Here is a 17,954-nt window from a genome sequence, read left to right on the forward strand (position 1 = left end):
CTTCACCGCACCAGGTAGGGCTTGCGCGGCGTTTGCAGCGTACTGTCGCGTTCAAGATTGGCGGGGAAATCTCCCGTCAGGAAAGGATGCATGCCTTGGTTCCGCAGGTCTTGTAGGAACGCCCCAAGCCCCGTCAAGTCAGCCATTTGCGGGACATCGGTCAGGCGCGGGTGGGTTTGTTCGCTCATCTCATCAACGATAAGTTGCAGCATGTCCATCGGGGCAAGCACAAACTCGGCCAGACTTTGGACCCGAACCCGTGCATTCGTATAGGGCGACCGCAGAATCTTGAGATGCTCATGTTCGATCTGCTGCAAGCGCGCTGCTTCCTTGCGCAGGTCCGAAAACTCTTGCCGGGCTTTGAAAAGCGGGATCATCCATGCGCCGGACACGACGGATATCCGCGCATCGGTGTCCTTTGCGACCATCCAGTTGATATCTTGCGTGTCGCGTGGCCCGAATTGAAACGCCTGGTGCGTGCCGCGTGTGTTCCAGATCAGATTGATCAGAAAGTTGGTCGGGTTGTAGTCACGTAGCATTGCATTGTCCGACAAACCGCCCGCAAACAGCGGGCCACGCCCGCTGAATTCAGCGCGATCCGGTGCAAACAGGTGGCCGTGAACCGTGGCACCCGTTGTCTTGGCCAACCATTCTTCGAACCCTTCAAACACATCGCCCAGACCTTGCAGAACGGAATAAGGCCCTGCTGTCATGGCGTTATCGCGGTCGCTGCTGGGAAAGCGGCTTTGCATCAACAATCCCGGGCGCCCCAGCGTGCGCCTCTCAACCGCTTGTGCAAAGATGCGATCAGCCGCACTTGGATTCGGCTCGGTAAACTGCTCTTTCCCGGACATTGCCACCGGAAAACTGTCGTACAGCACATCAGCCCTTGGCCAAATCTTGCGCGCGACAAAACATGCAGATCGGCGCAGCAAGGCTTTGTGATCGTCATAGAAAATATGCGGCTTGCCCTGATAGTCGAACTTGGACAGCGTCAGTGACCGGCTTTCAACCTTGGTCGAGTGCAAGCGAACCAGCGACTGAAAATAGCTTTCGTCTGGAATCCAGACTTTGCGGAAGTAGCGTTCGTAGACTGTTCGCTTCGGGTCATTCAGGATAGCCGCCACCGTGCGCCCGGTCAGGCACCACCACTGCGACCCCATGTGGGGGACAACATTTTCGGGGATGCGGCGTTTGTAGCCAACCGCCTGTTGTAGTCGCACATAAAAATCAAACAGCTTGCGCTGTCTGCGCCATGAAAACGGGAACCGCAGCGTGAACCTTTCTTCGTCCAGACCGCCCACTGTCCAAGGCACATCCGCTGTCGTCGTGCTTTCGATAAAGTCTGTCTCTGGCCGGGCGGCAAGGTAGTCGCGTAAATCGGGGACAGGTCGCAACGGCAGACATGACCCGGACGCCAGATAGATGTGCTGCAAAGTGGGAAAGCTTTCCAGCAAATGCGCAGCCGCGCTTTGGGTTGCTTCAACCAACGCCCACGTTCCCCAATCGCAGGCATGTCGCTTGCAGAAACGCACGTCAGGCAAGTCGGCCAGTGACCCGACAAAAGCTGCATAGTCAGCAGGCCTTACCTTTTGATCTACATGCACCACGACCGGGCAGCCGCCATCAACCCAATGCCTGATCGCCTGCTCGGCCCGGTCAAGCGCTGTGTGCACCAGCATGATGACCCCAACGCTCATGCCCAGTTTCCTTTTGACATCAGGCCAAGCCCTTCAAGTTGCCGCCAATTCACGTACTGATGGCTCCACTCCGACCACAAGATCGGGTCGTCTTGGGTATAGCGACGATATTCGTTACCCTTTTGGTAATGTTCTGCCCGCGCCGCCTCTTGGGCAGCACGATCCCCGAAGATGTTGATGAATTTGGCGTGCAACAGAACGCCTGATGTCTTTTCGCCGCCCTGCTGGTCGTACACAAGGTTAAGCCCCCGCGGCAGGATCATGTGGGTTGAACTGACATAGGTGTAGCGTTTGCTCCATTTCACGAAAGGTATCTTGTTCAACGCGGGTGCCTTGGCAGGTCTATCCGCAAAAAATGCGCGCGCGCGCGGGCCGCCCTGAATCCACAAGTTACGCAGCCGTTTGTTACGCGAAATCATATGATTGCCTGCATCAAACCAGTTCGCCATCGCAAACGGGTCAGTCCCGCGTTCGTAGACCGCCGTGCTGACCCGCTCTTTGGGGTACATATCCAGCATGATCGTCCCGAACGACCGAACCTCTGACGCATCCAGCCAATCGCCCAGCGCCGCAAGTGGCCGTGTGTCGCAAAACGGATAGACAAAGAACTCGTCCACATCGACAGTCAGCGCCCAATGTCCGTCAGCATAGCGCGATTGCAGATAGGTCAGCCAATCTATGCCAAAGCGCGCATTGCCATAACCCGCATCCGTCGACCAAAGCGACACATCAGGCTGGTTTGCCGCATAGTCCCCGCCACCGTCGCTGCTGTCATTATCGACGAGCAGGAAATGATCGACGCCAAGTTTGCGATAATAGTCAAAGAAGTAGGGCAGCCTGATATCTTCGTTGCGGAACGTCGCAAACAGCAAGATATTGCCCGGCCTGATCGCCCCTGTACGGTCTTGCACGCTGCGCAATTCACGACGCTTGCGAAACGCACGGATTTTCCAGCGCTTACGTTGCAGGCGTAAAAGATATGACTGCGCAATGTTCACATGCGGGCCCAGTCTTGATCAAGTTTCGCCGTCATATCCAGTCTTCTTTCGCGATGAGCCCCAACTCCATAAGCTGCTGCCAGCTTTCATAGCGCATTGATCCGGCATACCAAAGGTCCGGGTTCTGTGTCAGATCATCATGATACGTCCCATAAAGCGCACTGTTTTCAAAATGTTGCTTTCGCTCCAGCTCTTCGCGCGATTTTGCGCCAATGGTATAAAGAAACTTTGTATGCAGCAAAATACCCGACATCGCACCTGTTCCCAACACATCATGCAAATGCCGGGGCAGCATTTGGTGTGTCGATGTTACATAGGCATATCGCCGATGCCATTTGACCAGCGGCACTTTGTTCAATGTGGGTGCGCGGGCGGACTCTGACGCAAAAAACCTGCGCGCACGCACGCCACCCTGCACCCACAGATTGTCATAGATAGGATGCCACTGGGCGCGGTAGTTGCCGGGGTCAAAATGGGTCAGTACAGATAGCGGATCATCGCCCGCGTGGTATTTATGGTCTTCAACAGGCCCCTTGGGATAAAGGTCCAGCATCAGCGCCCCAAACGACGGCCGCCCCTGTTGATCAAGCCACCCCGTCAATGCCCGCAGCCCATGGGTGGCGTGGTGCGGATAAGCCAAAAGCTCGTCCGCGTCGACCGTCAGGCACCAATGCCCATGGCCAAAACGCATTTGCAGCCAACCAAGCCAGTCCATGCCAAACCGCGAAAGCTTGTAGCTCTCTGATGTTTCCCACAAGGACACATCATCCTGCGCTGCCAGATATGTGCCGGTTCCTTCATCACTGCCGTTATCGACAAACAGAAAGTGATCGACCCCTAGGGCGCGGTAATACTGCAAAAAATACGGCAGGCGCAGCGCCTCGTTGCGCACACAGCAAAAGGCCAGAATAGAGTCTGGCTTGATCAGGGTCGTCCGGTCTTGCCGCAGCGCCAACTGATGCCGTTTACGCAGGCACCTGAACAAAAGCCTGCGCCGTTTCCAGCGCAGGCGATAAGCCAGTTTCGAGGTCGCGAACAGTCCGCGCGATAGACGGGGACCCGGCGTCAGCACTGGTTACTTTGCAGCTTTGTCAGCGTCAGCCCATGCATGCAGGAATTCACTCAGATCATCGCGCAATTCATCACGGGCCAATGCAAAGGACACTGTCGCCTGCAGGAAGCCCGCCTTTGATCCGCAGTCAAACCGCTCTCCTTCAAACCGATAGCCAAAGACATCGCGCCCCTGCGCGATTTCGGCGGCGATCGCATCTGTCAACTGCACCTCACCACCGGCGCCTTTGGCGATATGGGCAAAGTTTTGCATGATATGCGGGGTCAGAATATACCGCCCGATGACCGCAAGGTTCGATGGTGCCGTGCCTGCCGGCGGCTTTTCAACCATTCCATTGATAGATACGACTTGGCCATCGCTTTCTTTGATGTTCAGCACGCCGTAGGCAGATGTCTTGTCCGGTGCCACTTCCATGGCCGCGACCATTGCCCCGCCGGTTTCCTCGTAGGCTTCTACCATTTGCTGCAAACAGGGTTTGTCAGCTGCGATCACATCGTCGGGCAGGATCACCGCATAGGGTTCGTTTCCGATCAGCTTGTTGGCACAGGAAACAGCGTGCCCCAGACCAAGCGGTTTGTGCTGGCGGATATAAGCGATTGCACCGCTTTCCATGTTGGTGGCGCGCAGGATTTCCAACAGTTCGGTTTTGCCGGATTTCTCAAGCTCTGATTCCAAGTCAGGTGCAAGGTCAAAGTAATCCTCAAGCGCGGTTTTCCCCCGCGAGGTGACAAAGATGAAATCCTCGATCCCGGCGGCGCGCGCTTCGTCAATCGCATATTGGATCAAGGGGCGATCCACGAGCGTCATGATTTCCTTTGGCACCGACTTTGTCGCGGGCAAGAACCGTGTTCCCAGCCCGGCGACGGGGAAAATTGCTTTGGTAACTTTTCTTTTCATCCTCAAACCTTCTTATGATCAGGTTGAAACGCCCTCACGCGCAAAACAACCAATTTTATTCAATCCCATTGATCCTTGTTCATGGTCATATTGCTGTTTTATGACCAAAAGATGCTGATTTCTTGATATTCCGCACGGGCTAGTCCAACCCCATTTCACGCATCATCGCTTCAATCCGGGGGACATCTTGCGGGTTGTTCAACTCCCAGAACTGGCGGCCTCTGGCCTCTACCTCGACACATAGCATCGGCGTCCCGCGTTCAAGGAAGCGCAGTTGTTCCAGACCCTCCAGCTTTTCCAGCGGTCCCGCATCCCACTGCGGATAGGACCGCAAGGCATCCGGCCGATAGGCATAGACACCGACGTGATGAAATACCGGCGTTGGTGCATCCTCTTCATAGGTCTGGTCGGTAAAAGGGATAACTTCCTTGGAAAAATACAACGCATTGCGCTGCGCACCGAAGACGGCGGTTGTACCGCCGACCCTACCGGCACGCCGATCCGCCAGAAATCCATTCAGCGCGCGGCCATCGGCGCGCAAGACAGGCGTGGCCACGTCGGTGACTGGATTGTCGCGCAACCCTTTGACCAGATCCTCGATAAACCACGCAGGCGTCAGGGGGGCATCGCCCTGCAAATTCACCACAATATCGTAATCACCGCCCAGCGCGTCCAATGCTTCTGCGCACCGCTCTGTGCCATTCTGGCAATCGGGTGACGTCATCACGACCTCGGCCCCAAAGGTTTCTGCGGCGGACTTGATCCTGTGGTCATCAGTAGCGACCACCACCCGCGCAACACCCTGCACAGATTGGCCCGCCTCCCAGGATCTGCGGATCAGGCTTTTGGCGACACCATTTGCGCCCTTCAGATCAACAAGCGGTTTGCCCGGATAGCGGGTAGATGCAAAGCGTGCGGGTATAACGATCAGAACAGACATCAGGGTTTTTGCAGTTCTACGTGGGGTGACAAGGCGATGAAGAATGGGTTTTCAAACCCCGGTTTGCCGTAGGCCAGCGGTGTGTGATCGTCAAAGCGCACCACTTGCCCGCCCGCGCCGGACAGAACAGCGTGACCAGCCGCCGTGTCCCATTCCATGGTCCGGCCAAGGCGCGGATACAGGTCCGCCTCGCCCGTCGCGACAAGGCAGAACTTCAACGATGACCCCGCGCTTTTCATATCTGCCAGTCTATACTTGTTGATGTACTCATCGGTCGACTGATCACGGTGCGACTTAGACGCCACCACGTTCAGCGCATCATTGTCAGGCGTGGACACGGCCAAGGGTGTCACGGCACCAACGCGGCCCTTTTCAAACGGGCCGTCTTCTTCGACAGATTGGCCGGTTGCATCGGTAAAGAACAACCGTTCGCGGGCAGGGGCATAAACGACACCGCGCACCGGCACCCCATCAACGACATAAGCGATATTCACAGTGAAATCGCCGCGACGGTTGATGAATTCCTTGGTGCCATCCAGCGGGTCAACGATCAGAAATGTGCTGACCGATTGGCTGTGCGTGTCGGCCTGTTCTTCGGTGACAAGCGGCACATCTGGGAACGCCTCGCGCAGGCCTGCACTGATGATTGCATCCGCTGCCTCGTCCGCTTCCGTGACCGGACTGTCGTCAGCCTTGGACCGAACATCAAAATCGGACGCAAGGTAAACCGCCATGATCTTTTCACCAGCGTCCAGCGCCAAATCACGCAAAACATTGGTCAGGTGGTCAAAGTCCATTGCGGCCTCATCTTCATTGAAAATCAGCATTTTTTCCTTTATGGTCGGGCCTTGAGCGAACAGCAAGCCGTTGATCGGCACAGACACGGACCCGATTGATGTTTCAGGCCCCCATACAAAGAAACACACGGGCCCGGGGCGCGATTAGCCTGCTTGAGCGGATTTATCATGCAGTGGTGCGTTCGATCAGGCAATCGCATCGCAATGCGATCATGGGTCTTTTCATCAACATCGCGCAGACTCTGACATTGGTTTTGGCCATGTACATCATGTTCGAGATACTGGGCCTGCGTGGAATGAGCCTGCGTGGTGATTTCCTGCTGTTCATCATGTCAGGCATTTTTGTCTATATGACCCATATCAAGGCAGTGAGTTCGGTCATGGGTTCCGAAGGGCCGGCATCACCGATGATGCAGCACGCCCCGATGAACACAGCCATTGCAATCAGTGCGGCCGCGCTTTCGTCGCTTTATATCCAAGTGCTGTCATTGTTCGTGGTGCTGGCACTTTACCACATCATCATCACGCCACTGACCATCCTGTATCCTACCTATGCGTTCGGGATGCTCTTGCTGGCGTGGTTCACCGGTCTGGCTGTCGGGATGATATTTCTCGCCCTGAAACCATGGGCCCCGGGGCTGATCGGCGTGCTGTCCTCGATTTATATCAGGGTGAACATGTTCGCATCTGGCAAGATGTTCGTTGCAAATGCCCTGCCCGCATCCAAACTGGCCATTTTTTCGTGGAACCCGCTTTTTCACATTATTGACCAAGGGCGCGGGTTTATCTTTTTGCACTACAACCCTCATTTCTCGTCATGGCCCTATGCGCTGGCCGTGGGTTTGGTTCTTCTGCTGGTTGGGTTGCTCGGCGAATTCTACACGCGCAAGCATGTATCGGCCAGCTGGACCGCAGGGCGCTAGGTTCGTTTCGCTGGCACAGAGATTCCGCAAATTTCCCGGATTTCATCGGCCAGCGGCCATTGCAGCCATCATTTCCCGTCCCTATATACGCCAAGATCGTTGTTCAGAGACAAAGCTCTGATCTGACTCATCTTATTGGCGCGGATGCCGAAACGGGTTCGCGCCGCTCAAACCGCCTAGCGTAAGGGATTTGAACATGGCTAAAGTTATCGGAATTGACCTCGGGACCACAAACTCCTGTATCGCCATCATGGATGGCTCCAAACCACGCGTTATTGAAAACGCCGAAGGTGCACGCACGACACCATCAATCGTTGCTTTCACCGAAGACGAGCGCCTTGTTGGCCAGCCAGCCAAGCGTCAGGCTGTAACAAACCCGGAAAACACCATCTTTGCTGTCAAACGCCTGATTGGTCGCCGCTTTGACGACAAGGACCTTGCCAAAGAGAAAAAGAACATGCCGTTTGCCATCATCGATGGCGGCAATGGTGATGCATGGGTCGAAAGCCGCGGTGAGAAATATTCGCCTTCGCAAATCTCTGCATTCATTCTCGGCAAGATGAAAGAAACCGCCGAAAGCTACCTTGGCGAAGATGTGACACAGGCTGTTGTCACCGTTCCTGCCTACTTCAACGACGCCCAGCGTCAGGCCACAAAAGATGCCGGCAAGATTGCGGGCCTTGAAGTGCTGCGGATCATCAACGAGCCTACAGCCGCAGCACTTGCCTATGGTCTGGACAAGAAAGAATCCAGCACCATCGCCGTTTATGACCTTGGCGGCGGTACCTTCGACGTCACGATCCTTGAAATCGATGATGGCCTGTTCGAAGTGAAATCCACAAACGGGGATACATTCCTTGGTGGTGAAGACTTCGACATGCGGATCGTGAACTATCTGGCGGACGAGTTCAAAAAAGAGAACTCTGTTGACCTGACCAAGGACAAGATGGCGTTGCAGCGCCTCAAGGAAGCTGCTGAAAAAGCCAAAATCGAGCTATCATCGTCCTCCAGCACTGAAATCAACCAGCCGTTTATCTCGATGGGGTCAAATGGCCAGCCGTTGCACATGGTCATGAAACTGACCCGTGCCAAGCTGGAATCACTGGTCGGCGATCTGATCAAATCCAGCCTCAAGCCTTGTAAAGAGGCGATCAAGGATGCGGGCCTGTCCACGTCTGACATCGACGAAGTCGTATTGGTCGGTGGTATGACCCGGATGCCAAAGGTGAAGGAAGAAGTTGCCAAGTTCTTTGGCAAGGAAGCCCACCAGGGCGTGAACCCTGACGAAGTGGTTGCCATGGGTGCCGCAATTCAGGCCGGTGTTCTGCAGGGTGACGTCAAAGACGTTGTTCTTCTGGACGTGACTCCACTGTCCTTGGGGATTGAAACCCTTGGTGGTGTGTTCACACGCCTGATTGACCGCAACACGACGATCCCGACCAAGAAGTCTCAGGTCTTCTCGACCGCCGAAGACAACCAGAACGCCGTAACCTTGCGCGTGTTCCAGGGTGAACGTGAAATGGCCGCTGACAACAAGATGTTGGGTCAGTTCAACCTTGAGGACATTCCGCCCGCGCCGCGCGGCATGCCACAGATCGAAGTGACCTTTGACATCGACGCCAACGGCATCGTTGAAGTGGGCGCCAAAGACAAAGGCACCAACAAAGAGCAAAAGATCACGATCCAGGCCTCTGGTGGTCTGTCCGATGAGGACATCCAGAACATGGTCAAGGACGCCGAAGAAAACGCGGAAGCCGATAAGGAACGCCGCGAGTTGGTCGACGCCAAGAACCAGGCGGAAAGCCTGATCCACTCGACCGAAAAGTCGATGGAAGAGCATTCCGACAAGGTTGATCCAACAACCATCGAAGCGATCGAACTGGCCATTGCCGCGTTGAAGGACGATCTGGAAGCAGAGCCCGGCAGCGCCGAAAAGATCAAGTCTGGCATCCAGAACGTGACTGAATCGGCGATGAAGCTTGGTGAAGCGATCTACAAAGCGTCGCAGGAAGAAGAAGGCGACGCAGAGCCCGAAGCACGCCCCGCAGATGAAGCCGAGGACGACATTCTTGATGCCGACTTCGAAGATCTGAATGACGAAAAGCGTGACAACTAAAGCGGCCTGCCGCTAAGGACTACGACCGACCTTTCCAAAGGTCGGTCGTTTCCGTTCCCAAAGGGAAAACACAATGGCAAAACGTGACTATTATGAAGTGCTTGGCGTGCCAAAGGGTGCCGACGCTGCCGCGATCAAGAAGGGCTATCGTCAAAAGGCCAAAGAACTGCACCCTGACCGGAATGCTGACAACCCCAAGGCCGAGGCACAGTTCAAGGAAGCCAACGAAGCCTACGAGGTCCTGAAAGACGAAAACAAGAAGGCGGCCTATGACCGCTACGGCCACGCAGCGTTTGAAAATGGCATGGGCGGCGGTGGCGGCGGCCCGCGCGGTGGCCAAGGCGACTTTGGCAGCGCATTTTCCGACGTATTTGACGATCTGTTTGGTGACTTCATGGGCGGTGGCCGTGGCGGCCAGCGCCGTGGCGGCGCCCAGCGCGGCAACGATCTGCGCTATAACCTGCGCATCAATCTCGAAGATGCCTATGCCGGCATGCAAAAGACACTGAATATCCCGTCAACCGTCGCCTGTGATTCCTGTAAAGGGACAGGTGCCGAAGGTGGTTCAGAACCACAGACCTGCCCGACCTGTTCAGGTATGGGCAAAGTGCGGGCACAACAAGGTTTCTTTACGGTCGAGCGGACCTGCCCGACCTGTTCAGGCATGGGCCAGACGATCAAGAATCCCTGCCACACCTGCAACGGTCAGGGGCGTGTCGAAAAGGAAAAGGCCCTTTCCGTCAATATCCCCGCCGGGGTCGAAACCGGCACCCGCATCCGGCTTGCCGGTGAGGGCGAGGCAGGGATGCGCGGTGGTCCGACCGGCGATTTGTACATCTTTATCGAGGTGAACAGCCACGCCCTGTTTGAGCGTGAAAACAACAATCTTTTCTGTCGCGTGCCTGTTTCAATTGCCACGGCAGCGTTGGGTGGTGAAATCGAAGTGCCGACCATTGACGGTGGCCGCAGCCGGGTCAAGGTCCCCGAAGGTTCACAGTCAGGCCGCCAGATGCGCCTGCGTGGCAAAGGTATGCCTGCTTTGCGCGGCGGCGGCATAGGCGATATGTTCATCGAATTGGCCGTTGAAACACCCGTCAAACTGACAAGTCGTCAGCGGGAAATCCTCAAGGAATTTGACAAGTTGAGCGAGGACAACAATCCGCAGGGGTCAAGCTTCTTCGATACGGTCAAAAATTTCTGGGACTCGATGAAGAGTTAACCCAGTAGTAACCAGGCTTTCGGCAGAGTAGCGAGATGAGCCACTTTGCCGAAACCCGATCCTTGTTTCCTGATGATGAAGCCGTCCCTGCGCCGACGCTGCAAAAAGGGCGCACGCCGTCCTACATAGGCGAGCATCGCAAGCGCTTGCGCGAACGCTTTATGCACGGCGGGGCGAATGCGCTACCCGATTATGAACTGCTGGAACTGGTGCTGTTTCGGGCGATCCCACGCCAAGACGTGAAACCGCTCGCGCATCGGTTGATGAAGACATTTGGCGGTTTCAACGGTGTCCTCTCTGCAACATCGGACCAATTGCTGCAAATCGATGGTGTTGGGCCATCGGTCGTGATCGAAATAAAGGTGGTCGAGGCCGCATCGCACCGGTTGGCACGTTCAAAGGTGATGCAGCGGGAAGTCATTTCCAGCTGGGCCGCGCTGCTGACCTACTGCCATACCGTCATGGCGCATCGGGATATCGAACAGTTTCGAATCCTGTTTCTTGATACCAAGAACGTGCTGATCGCCGATGAAGAGCAGGCCAAGGGCACTGTCGACCACGTGCCGGTCTATCCGCGCGAAGTAATCAAACGCGCGCTGGAACTGAATGCAGCATCGCTGATCCTTGTGCATAATCATCCGTCTGGCGACCCCACGCCATCTGATGCCGACATCAACATGACCAACCAGATCATCGAAGGGGCGCGGGCCTTGTCGATCACTGTTCATGACCACCTGATCATCGGAAAATCTTGCGAGGTCAGCTTTCGCGCACAAGGGCTTTTGTTGTAAACTTGGTGCTGGTTAGCCCTTGGCCAACCGTAGAGGGTCGAACAAATTGCCATACATCACGGATTCACCTACGGAACTACAATCAAGCATGGCAACCACCAAATCACGCGAAACAAAGAACTGGCTGGCGTTTGTTTGCAGGGCAACCGCATCAACAGAACGGCCGCAGTTCGCCTGTGTGACGACAGCGCCCACGTGCAACGCAACCTGCCCATCCCGTCCGGTCAATTGTGCTGGGTAAGTATAGACCTCTGCCCAGTAAGGAAGCGACGCCTTTGATGACCCCAACCGCATCATGAACCCACGCTCTCCTTCAACGGCCAAAGCCGCACTTTGTGTCGACGCGGACCAGATATGTCCGGGGTCACCATACGTTGCACCACGTTCCAGGGCGTGAAGCTGAAGGTTATGTTCACCCCGCCATTGCAGAATGGCGCGGTCATAATCATTCGCATCCTCTACAAAGACGGACACGCGCGCTTCTTCCAGATTCTCGAGCGTCACGACGAACTCCGATTCTTCGTGTAACGCAGGGACGTTCACGGATGCAGCACCTGTCCCGTCTGTCACAAGTGAAAATGCCAACCTATCATGCCACACAACGAACCCGTCGTTCGGATGGCAGGGCGATGTGATCGACAGGCTCACCATTGCAGCCGGATTGGCCTGCGCCTGTAATGACGTCACACAGCCATCCATTGGCGAACTTTGCACGAATTCTGCACGCGGCGAACTGACCTCACCCAAGACGGAATCAATCGCGGCAATATTCTCGTCGGTTGAAATTTCGGGGAGAGGCTGCGACCCGGTTGCAGGCATCCCAAAAACGGCTTCCCCGGCAGAAGACTTGGACATCATCACACTGCGCACAGCACTGGCCGCAGGTTGGTTCGCTTTGCGAACCTCGCGCGGCGTCCCGACGCCATAGTCCTGCACAATAAAGACCAAGCCGAACACAACGCCAATCGCCGCGACGACAGAGCCGCTTTTCCGCATAAGGGACATCCCCAACTCCCGCAACAAACCCGTCTCAACCAATCTGCCAACGAACAGTGTCTACAGCGAGACGGCGTTTAGGTCATAGGGTGACCCAAATATGTCATGTTTCAGGCGAGGCAAGCAAGCAAACTTGCACCCTATGGTTAAGCAAGTCTTCCGTGGCAGTGTTTGAACTTCTTGCCCGACCCACAAGGGCAACTGTCATTACGGCCTGGATTGCCCCATGTTTGCTGGTCATTTTCATCAAACCCAGCGCGTGCGGCATCCGGGTTTTCGACGGGTGCTGGCGGGGCCACCGCAGCGGCGGCTTGCTGTTGCTGCTGCGCACGCAATTGCTGGATCAGGGCGGATTGCTCCTCTTCCGACATCGGACGAATCTGGCCCAGCTTTTGCGACACATCCACGCGCAGACCTTCCAGAAGCCGTTCGAACAATTGGAACCCTTCAGTCTTATATTCATTCAGCGGGTCACGCTGCGCATACCCACGGAATCCCACGACTGACCGCAGATGTTCCAACGTCAAAAGATGTTCGCGCCATTTGGCATCAATCGTCTGCAACAACAACTGCTTTTCAATGTTACGCATCGTGTCAGCGCCAAAGGCCTCTGCCTTTTCCGCCATGAACGCGTCTGATGCTTCTTCAAGCCGTTCACGCATGACATCATCATCAACGCCTTCTTCCTCAGCCCATTCCATCACCGGAGCGTCAACGCCGATGTCACGGATCACGGCAGCATATAGCCCTTCGGTATCCCACTGTTCGGCATAGCTTTTGGGGGGCATGTAATCGGCGACCAGATCGTCGATCACCTGATGGCGCATGTCGCGTGTAATTTCGGATACATCCTTTGATTCCATGATCTCACGGCGCTGCAAAAAGATTGCCTTACGCTGGTCGTTCATCACGTCATCGAATTTTAGCAACTGCTTACGGATGTCAAAGTTGCGGCCTTCGACCTTGGCTTGGGCGCGTTCCAGCGACTTGTTCACCCACGGGTGTTCAATGGCTTCGCCCTCTTTCATGCCCAGTCCGGACAGGACCTTGTCCAGCCGGTCAGATCCGAAAATGCGCATCAGGTCATCTTCGAGCGACAAAAAGAACGACGACCGCCCCGGATCACCCTGACGGCCAGAGCGGCCGCGCAACTGGTTGTCGATCCGGCGGCTTTCGTGCCGTTCGGTCGCCAGCACGTAAAGCCCGCCTGCTGCGATCACCTTTGCCTTTTCATCTGCAACCTCGGCTTCGATCTGGGCACGAAGCTCTTCGGGGTCAGCCTCCGGGTTTTCGGCCATGGCATGCAGCACGCGCATTTCCACGTTGCCGCCCAACTGAATATCGGTCCCGCGTCCGGCCATGTTGGTCGCGATTGTCACCGCTCCAAGCTTGCCTGCATCGGCGATGATCTGGGCTTCCTGTTCGTGCAGACGCGCGTTCAGGACGTTGAATTTGATCCCTTCAGCCTTCAGCAGATTGGCCAGATGTTCCGACTTTTCGATGGACGTGGTGCCCACAAGGATGGGCTGCCCGTTTGCATGGGCTTCCTTGATTTTATCGACAACACCCTGAAATTTCTCAATCGCTGTGCGATAGACCATATCGTTTTCATCGACCCGCGCGATGGGTCTATTGGTTGGGACTTCGACCACGCCAAGCCCATAGATTTCGCGGAATTCTTCTGCTTCGGTCAGAGCGGTCCCTGTCATGCCAGACAGTTTTTCATAAAGGCGGAAATAGTTCTGGAAAGTCACGGAAGCGAGCGTGACGTTCTCCGGCTTGATCGACACGCCTTCCTTGGCTTCGATGGCTTGGTGAAGGCCATCGGACAAGCGACGGCCCGTCATCATGCGACCGGTGAATTCGTCGATCAGGACGACCTCATCGTCCTTGACGATATAGTCCTTGTCCTTTGTGAACAGCTTGTGCGCTCGCAGCGCCTGATTGACGTGATGGACCAGCGTGGCGCTTTCCGGATCATAAAGCGTCTGCCCTTCGGGGAGCAAACCGGCCTGTGTCAGCTTTTCCTCAAGCCAGTCGTTACCTTCATCCGTGAACGTCGCCTGCCGTGTCTTTTCGTCCAGCGTATAATGTTCATCAGCGATCTCAGGGGCGATCTTGTCGATGCCTGCATACATTTCGCTCCGGTCTTCTGCCGGCCCAGAGATAATGAGCGGCGTCCGCGCCTCGTCAATCAGGATACTGTCGACTTCGTCCACAATGGCGAAATAGTGGGGGCGCTGGTACATCTGGCTCAGCTCGGATTTCATGTTGTCGCGCAGATAATCAAAGCCAAGTTCGTTGTTCGTGGCATAGGTCACGTCGCAAGCATAGGCTGCCTTTTTCTCGTCATCAGGCTGCTGGGGCACCACAACGCCGGTGGTCAAACCCAACGCGCCGTAGACTTTGCTCATCCATTCGGCATCGCGACGGGCCAGATAATCGTTGACGGTGACAATATGCACGCCCTTGCCCGTCAGCGCATTCAGATAGGCGGGGAAGGTCGCGACAAGGGTTTTACCCTCGCCCGTCTTCATTTCCGAGATATTGCCCTGATGCAGGAAAATCCCACCAATCAACTGGGTATCAAAGGCGCGCAGGCCCAATGCCCGCTTGGCCGCTTCACGGCAGTTGGCAAATGCTTCAGGCAAAAGATCATCAAGGCTTTCACCGCCCATGGCCCGCTCGGCAAGGCTTTGTGTTTTTTCCTTGATCTGTTCATCGGTCAGCGACTCGAACTCTGGTTCAAGCGCGTTGATCTTTTCAACAAGGGGGCGCACCGCTTTGACTTTGCGGTCATTGGGTGTGCCAAACACCTTTTTGGCGATCGTTCCGAAACCCAGCATGTTTTCTCCGGCGGCGCGTCGGCGCCTGTCTGACATCTATTTGAGAGGAGGTCGCTTGTAGGCCAGTCGCGGGCCACATACAAAGGGCCAATATGAGCGCAACTTCGGCCCCCTCGAGGCATTCAAGGGATGTAAGGGGCCGTGTATGCAGTGTCAACGCCGCGCACCCGCGCAAGGCATCAAGGGAACGTATAATGCTGAAACATGTTACAATTTTGGGGTCCGCTATCTTGGGCCTTGGGCTTTCGACAAGCGCATTCGCGCAGGAACTGACAGCCGACACGGTTGTCGCCACTGTCAACGATACTGAAATCACAGTTGGCCACATCATTATTGCGCGCAGCCAATTGCCCCCGCAGTACAACCAGTTTCCGAACGAGGCGCTTTTTGACGGGCTGGTTGAGCAGTTGATCCAGCAGCAATTGCTTGCCGAAGCCGCCGATAACCCCCCGGCTGGTCTCAGGTTCACAATCGAAAATGAACAGCGGTCGCTGTTGGCCGGTGAAACCATCAACGCGCTTTCAGCCGAAGCTGTGACCGAAGAGGCGGTTCGGGCGGCCTATGACGCCCGTTTCGAAGATGTCGAAGCTGTCACCCAGTTCAACGCATCGCACCTTTTGGTCGCCACACAGGAAGAAGCTGCCGCCGCCAAGACCCGCATTGACGGCGGTCAGGCATTCGCTGACGTGGCCCGCGATGTATCAACCGGCCCCACTGGCCCCAATGGCGGCAACCTTGGCTGGTTCGGCGCGGGTGCCATGGTACCCGAGTTCGAGACTACGATCACCGCGCTTGAGATTGGCGCCGTTTCAGAGCCGTTTGAGACGCAGTTCGGCTGGCACGTCGCCACACTGAACGAAGTCCGTGAAGAACCGCGCCCCACCATTGAAGAGCTGGGTCAGGAACTGGCCTCCGAACTGCAAGAGGTCGCAATCACTGCCAAGCTGGAAGAACTGGCCGCAAACGCGACTGTCATCAAACCCGGACCCAATGATTTTGACATCAACCTGATCGACATGATCGAACTGCTGGAATAAAGGCGCATGGCAATATCTCCTCTTGCGCCACCGGCGTTTCCGGACCTGCCGGTGATTGACGGTGTGCGTTTCTCGTCGTTGGCGGCTGGCGTCCGCTATGCAGGGCGCAAAGACGTCATGCTGGTGGACCTGGTACCCGGCAGTGCGGTGGCAGGCGTGTTTACACGCTCTGCGACCCGGTCTGCCAATGTGCTGGATTGTCAGGCAAAGCTGGGCGGTGATCCGTTCGGCCCCGCCGCGATCATCGTGAATTCCGGCAATTCCAACGCCTTTACGGGCAAGCACGGTGACGGCAGCGTCGCGGCGATCTGCGCTGCTGTATCGCGGTCGCTCGGGGTGGATCAAAAGCGCGTTTTCACCTCCTCGACCGGTGTTATCGGAGAAAGGCTGCCGCATGATCGGATTACCGCCAAAGTGGACGAACTGACCGCCAGCCTGTCCCCAACAGGGATTGCCGACGCAGCACAGGCGATCATGACCACCGATACCTTTGCCAAAGGTGCCGGTGTGACAGTCGATGTAGATGGCAAACCGGTCAAGATTGCGGGGATCGCAAAAGGCTCCGGCATGATCGCGCCCGATATGGCCACGATGCTGGTCTATATCTTTACCGACGCGCTGATCGGGCAACCACGATTGCAGGGGATTGTGTCAGCGCTCAACCAAGAGACGTTCAACTGCATAACCGTCGACAGCGACACATCGACCTCTGACACGCTCCTTGTGGGGGCGACGGGGACATCCGGTGTTGATGTGAGCGAAAGCACGGCGTTCGTGACCGGCCTGCATGACGTCATGCTGGATTTGGCCCATCAGGTTGTACGCGACGGGGAAGGGGCCACCAAATTTGTGACCGTCAACGTCACGGGTGCCGCTGACAATGACGACGCGCGAAAAGTGGCAATGGCGATTGCCAATTCGCCACTGGTCAAAACAGCGATAGCAGGCGAAGACCCCAATTGGGGCCGTGTCGTCATGGCGATCGGCAAGTCAGGTGCCATCGCCGACCGCGACAAGATTTGCATCCGGTTTGGTGATATTCTGGTGGCAGAAGATGGCTGGATTGCACAAAGCTATACCGAAGAAGCCGGTGCCGCCTATATGAAACAGCCTGAATTGGCGATCACAGTTGAAATGGGATTGGGGGAAGGCAAAAGCACCGTTTGGACCTGCGACCTGACCAGCCGCTACATCGAGATCAACGCAGATTACCGTTCATGAAAGTTATTCTTGTCTCTGCCGTGGCCCTGATTGATTCTGACGGGCGGGTGCTGCTGGCGCAGCGGCCCGAAGGCAAATCCATGGCGGGCCTCTGGGAGTTTCCGGGTGGCAAGGTGGAACAAGGCGAAACACCCGAGGCAGCGCTGATCCGCGAACTGCAAGAGGAACTGGGCATCGATACATGGGCCTCTTGTCTGGCACCGCTGACCTTTGCCAGCCATTCTTATGATAATTTTCACTTGCTGATGCCACTGTTTGCCTGCCGCAAGTGGGAAGGAACGCCGCAATCGCGCGAACAACAGGCGTTGAAGTGGGTGCGCCCGCAACAACTACGCGACTATCCGATGCCTGCGGCAGATGTTCCGCTGATACCAATACTCCGCGACTGGTTATAACGATAC

At 56.0% G+C, this 17,954-nt stretch carries 15 protein-coding genes; 7 read left to right on the forward strand and 8 right to left on the reverse strand.

Features of this window, described 5'->3' with window-relative positions:
• Window positions 1-2 precede the first annotated feature (2 nt).
• From C8N45_RS05730 to cysQ, 6 genes are all read right to left on the reverse strand, one after another.
• Window positions 3-1,700, reverse strand: coding sequence for a DUF5927 domain-containing protein (locus C8N45_RS05730; protein ID WP_108385290.1), 1,698 nt, complete (start codon window positions 1,698-1,700; stop codon window positions 3-5).
• On the reverse strand, window positions 1,697-2,698 hold the full coding sequence (locus C8N45_RS05735; RefSeq protein WP_108385291.1) for a glycosyltransferase family 2 protein: 1,002 nt from the start codon (window positions 2,696-2,698) through the stop codon (window positions 1,697-1,699). The genes C8N45_RS05730 and C8N45_RS05735 overlap by 4 nt, the downstream gene beginning before the upstream one ends.
• A gap of 31 nt (window positions 2,699-2,729) precedes the next feature.
• Window positions 2,730-3,767, reverse strand: a complete 1,038-nt coding sequence (locus C8N45_RS05740) for a glycosyltransferase family 2 protein (RefSeq protein WP_375342462.1) — start codon at window positions 3,765-3,767, stop codon at window positions 2,730-2,732.
• A 6-nt stretch (window positions 3,768-3,773) separates the two neighbouring features.
• The gene (gene galU / locus C8N45_RS05745; RefSeq protein ID WP_108385292.1) at window positions 3,774-4,667 is read right to left on the reverse strand and encodes a UTP--glucose-1-phosphate uridylyltransferase GalU; all 894 of its coding nucleotides are present in this window, start codon (window positions 4,665-4,667) and stop codon (window positions 3,774-3,776) included.
• Between the two features lie 139 nt (window positions 4,668-4,806).
• Entirely contained in the window at window positions 4,807-5,607 is an 801-nt protein-coding gene (gene kdsB, locus C8N45_RS05750) for a 3-deoxy-manno-octulosonate cytidylyltransferase (RefSeq protein ID WP_108385293.1), read from the reverse strand.
• Window positions 5,607-6,404, reverse strand: coding sequence for a 3'(2'),5'-bisphosphate nucleotidase CysQ (gene cysQ, locus C8N45_RS05755; protein WP_108385740.1), 798 nt, complete (start codon window positions 6,402-6,404; stop codon window positions 5,607-5,609). The genes kdsB and cysQ overlap by 1 nt, the downstream gene beginning before the upstream one ends.
• Window positions 6,405-6,502: 98 nt before the next feature.
• On the opposite strand from cysQ, the gene C8N45_RS05760 reads away from it, so the two are divergent.
• From C8N45_RS05760 to radC, 4 genes are all read left to right on the forward strand, one after another.
• Window positions 6,503-7,327, forward strand: a complete 825-nt coding sequence (locus C8N45_RS05760) for an ABC transporter permease (RefSeq protein WP_108385294.1) — start codon at window positions 6,503-6,505, stop codon at window positions 7,325-7,327.
• Window positions 7,328-7,523: 196 nt separating this feature from the next.
• A complete protein-coding gene (gene dnaK, locus C8N45_RS05765; RefSeq protein WP_108385295.1) occupies window positions 7,524-9,443 on the forward strand; it encodes a molecular chaperone DnaK in 1,920 nt (639 codons plus the stop codon).
• A 73-nt stretch (window positions 9,444-9,516) separates the two neighbouring features.
• The gene (dnaJ, locus tag C8N45_RS05770; RefSeq protein WP_108385296.1) at window positions 9,517-10,662 is read left to right on the forward strand and encodes a molecular chaperone DnaJ; all 1,146 of its coding nucleotides are present in this window, start codon (window positions 9,517-9,519) and stop codon (window positions 10,660-10,662) included.
• 35 nt (window positions 10,663-10,697) lie between these two features.
• A complete protein-coding gene (radC, locus tag C8N45_RS05775) occupies window positions 10,698-11,453 on the forward strand; it encodes a RadC family protein (RefSeq protein WP_108385297.1) in 756 nt (251 codons plus the stop codon).
• A 12-nt stretch (window positions 11,454-11,465) separates the two neighbouring features.
• On the opposite strand, the gene C8N45_RS05780 is transcribed toward radC, so the two are convergent.
• The gene (locus C8N45_RS05780) at window positions 11,466-12,458 is read right to left on the reverse strand and encodes a hypothetical protein (RefSeq protein ID WP_133175946.1); all 993 of its coding nucleotides are present in this window, start codon (window positions 12,456-12,458) and stop codon (window positions 11,466-11,468) included.
• 137 nt (window positions 12,459-12,595) lie between these two features.
• Window positions 12,596-15,295, reverse strand: a complete 2,700-nt coding sequence (secA, locus tag C8N45_RS05785) for a preprotein translocase subunit SecA (protein ID WP_108385299.1) — start codon at window positions 15,293-15,295, stop codon at window positions 12,596-12,598.
• A gap of 194 nt (window positions 15,296-15,489) precedes the next feature.
• Here secA and C8N45_RS05790 point away from each other — a divergent pair, with 194 nt between their 5' ends.
• The 3 genes from C8N45_RS05790 to mutT are packed head-to-tail and all read left to right on the forward strand — an operon-like array spanning window position 15,490 to window position 17,948.
• On the forward strand, window positions 15,490-16,332 hold the full coding sequence (locus tag C8N45_RS05790) for a peptidylprolyl isomerase (protein WP_108385300.1): 843 nt from the start codon (window positions 15,490-15,492) through the stop codon (window positions 16,330-16,332).
• A gap of 6 nt (window positions 16,333-16,338) precedes the next feature.
• Window positions 16,339-17,553, forward strand: coding sequence for a bifunctional glutamate N-acetyltransferase/amino-acid acetyltransferase ArgJ (argJ, locus tag C8N45_RS05795; protein WP_108385301.1), 1,215 nt, complete (start codon window positions 16,339-16,341; stop codon window positions 17,551-17,553).
• The gene (mutT, locus tag C8N45_RS05800; RefSeq protein ID WP_108385302.1) at window positions 17,550-17,948 is read left to right on the forward strand and encodes an 8-oxo-dGTP diphosphatase MutT; all 399 of its coding nucleotides are present in this window, start codon (window positions 17,550-17,552) and stop codon (window positions 17,946-17,948) included. Before argJ ends, mutT begins: the two co-directional genes overlap by 4 nt.
• Window positions 17,949-17,954: the final 6 nt, after the last annotated feature.

Origin of the sequence: Yoonia sediminilitoris, assembly GCF_003058085.1 — a bacterium.
GTDB lineage: Bacteria > Pseudomonadota > Alphaproteobacteria > Rhodobacterales > Rhodobacteraceae > Yoonia > Yoonia sediminilitoris.